Below are 2,906 nucleotides of genomic sequence, written 5' to 3' on the forward strand. Positions count from 1 at the left end.
AAGCTACATCACGGACAAAGATGCCAATATTACCCAATTCGATGCTTACCTGCCCTATGGTGAGCTCATGGTAGATGAGTACTCCTCATCAGAGGATATGCCCTACAAATTCAACGGCAAGGAATTAGACGAGGAAACTGGTTTATACTATTACGGAGCCAGATACATGGATCCCAAAATCTCCATGTGGCTGGGGGTAGACCCATTGGCGGAGAAGTATCCAGAAATTAGTCCATATATCTATTGTCATAATAATCCCATCAATTTAATAGATCCCAATGGAAAAAATGATTATATATTGAATCTTGATGGAGAAATTAAACTTATAAAAGAAAATAGCAATGACTTTAATACCATTTTTGCATATGATGGACAAGGAGGAATAGATAAAAACACAAAGATTGATGTGCCAAAGTCCTTTAATGAGAGTAAAACTACCACACAAGTGCAAGGTAGAACATCAAAGGATGCCGACGGGAATAAAATATCTACGTATGAGTTTGATTTATATACAGTTGATGATGAGCAAATAGCATCTAATATTTTTGAGTTTCTCGCAAAAAACTCAGATGTAGAATGGTCTAATACAAAAGTCTCTTCAAAGGACAATACGAGTTTCAATCTTATTTCAACCTCACATAAAGAGGGGTCAGAAGTAGGAATGAGATATACATTTGAGAAATATAAAAATAATCATAATTTTACTATTGATTATGCTATACATTCACACCTTCCAGAGAGTGTAGGTTATTCTCCGGGAGATATAAAATTCGCAAAAGATGCCAAAAGTATCTATCCTAATATTGAATTAAAAATTTACAATAGAATAGAATATAAAAGTTTTGACCAATATGATATTCCCGGGGTATTGAATGAAGTTGTTGTTCCACCTCAAAAACGATAGATATATGTATCGAATAATTTGTATAATGATTTGTCTTACTTCTTGCTCTTTAGTATGAGGTAAAAACGGTATAGGAGTTTCTATTCCATTATATTGTGCAACAAATAATTCATTATCTATCATAATCGATTCTATTACCAATGACGAGAAATGTATTTCGGGAATATATGTTTTATCTTTTCAGAAACAGGATAATGACATTTATCTGATACTCTCACATACAGACTCTCATAATGATATTATTGACCAATATTTAGGCTTAGATTTCTTTTGGGGTATAGGAGTTGAAATAAAGGGCTGTATACTTATGAATGGAACATTCTTTTATTTACTTAACAGGAATGTAAACAATGATGTCATTGATTTATTTATTAAACCAATAAATGCCCAACTTCATCTAAAAAAAGAATCTCCTCAATTAAATGATGATACATTATTTATTTTCAAAGAGTCTATTGCATTTAAGTATGAGTCAGGAAAATTTAAAAGGTATAAAAGATAAGCTACGATAGTAATGAATGACCAAGGAACGGCAGGGCAGCGTGATTATGCCGCCCGGATGCAGAACATAGAAGCACAGCGTGAGGAGTATTATAAGTCCTTAGGTACACCGCCTGGAGTGCCAACAATGAAAGGAGCCACGGCGGATCCCGACAACACCGGTCGCGGTTATAACAAGATTATCGGAGATTTGGGTGACCACTCTGTGCCCGAAGGTTGGGTGCAACGTCCAAAGTTCAACGACAAGGGAGATGTCCCTGAACCACCCATCCAATGGCAGAAACCCGAAGACCCTGACAATGCGCAACCAGGTTATGGCTACGTGCCTGCCGACACCGCACATCATGAGGACATCTTCTTCTATCATAGTGACCACCTCGGCAGCACCTCCTACATCACCGATTCCAAGGCCAACATCACCCAGTTCGATGCTTACCTGCCCTACGGCGAACTGCTCGTGGATGAACATTCTTCGTCCGAGGAAATGCCGTATAAATTCAACGGCAAGGAGTTTGACCAAGAGACGGGGCTGTACTACTATGGGGCAAGATACATGAACCCAAGGACGAGTTTGTGGTATGGGGTGGATCCGTTGGCAGAGAAGTATGTATCAACAGGTAGTTATGTATATTGTATAGATAATCCTATAAGATTAATAGATCCAGATGGTAGAAAAGTAAAAGCCGATCTTAATTCTCAGACAAATATCTATAATATTTTAACAAAAGAAGATGCTAAATACGTAAAGTTTGATAAGAATGGCATCTTAGATGTGCACAGCCTCCAAAAGTTAGATAGTAAATCAGATATTATTCAAGCGATTAAAACTCTAGCTAATAGTGACATAACCTATTCATTTGAAGTGAAATCGGAAGATGATCATGGTAAAAAGTTTAAGGATGGGGATTTTAATTTCTATCGTGGGGTAACCGAAATCCCAGGTGCAGAAAGCCAACCTTCCAAAGATAACGATGTACATATTATTGTTGGTATTAATCTTAGTGAAAAGCAACAAGCAAAGACAACTGCGCATGAGGGAATGGGACATGCCTATATATATGAGTTGACACGAGATTATAAAAAGGCAAGTCATGATTACCAACCCACTGTGGTGGCGGTAGAATGGGACGAGGAATTACAACAAATGGTAACAGTTATGGGACGAGAAGACAAGAATGTACTGTTGGCACCTCAGATTAAGAAAGTTGTATCAGAAGCAGAAAGGAATTATAATGAAAACAAGAAGTAAGAAAAATGATATTCGCTATTTATGGTTATTTGTCCTTATTCAAACAACATGCATGGCTTGTTATGGGCAAACCTGTATAACGGATACTATCGAATTCGGGAAGTATAAGTTAATTATCCCTCTATTCCAAGGGTATAGAATCCATGAATTCCACTACGAGGAAGGAACTTTTAGAGACTACTATTTTGCGGATTCAATAGGATTACTTACAATCCATTATGGAACAATGATATCAAAGCCTATAATAAATAA

General features: G+C 36.9%; 3 protein-coding genes and 1 pseudogene. All 4 read left to right on the plus strand.

Features of this window, described 5'->3' with window-relative positions; genetic code table 11:
- Window positions 1-904, plus strand: a 904-nt coding sequence (locus tag HMPREF0670_RS16830; protein ID WP_316928779.1) for an RHS repeat-associated core domain-containing protein, incomplete at its 5' end; no start/stop codon positions are given.
- Between the two features lie 307 nt (window positions 905-1,211).
- Window positions 1,212-1,406 (plus strand): hypothetical protein, encoded by a 195-nt coding sequence (locus HMPREF0670_RS17545; RefSeq protein WP_044078458.1) that lies wholly within the window; start codon window positions 1,212-1,214, stop codon window positions 1,404-1,406.
- A gap of 27 nt (window positions 1,407-1,433) precedes the next feature.
- Window positions 1,434-2,082, plus strand: a pseudogene (locus HMPREF0670_RS17320) (RHS repeat domain-containing protein); the annotation flags it as partial.
- Between the two features lie 555 nt (window positions 2,083-2,637).
- Window positions 2,638-2,906: hypothetical protein (locus HMPREF0670_RS17325; protein WP_232213952.1), on the plus strand; the 269-nt coding region annotated here is incomplete at its 3' end.

Source organism: Prevotella sp. oral taxon 317 str. F0108 (genome assembly GCF_000162415.1).
Classification (GTDB): domain Bacteria; phylum Bacteroidota; class Bacteroidia; order Bacteroidales; family Bacteroidaceae; genus Prevotella; species Prevotella conceptionensis.

Excerpts from the sequence above, each read along its gene's own strand:
- HMPREF0670_RS17545 (WP_044078458.1), top strand. The coding sequence starts at position 1,212 with ATGAATGGAACATTCTTTTATTTACTTAACAGGAATGTAAACAATGAT.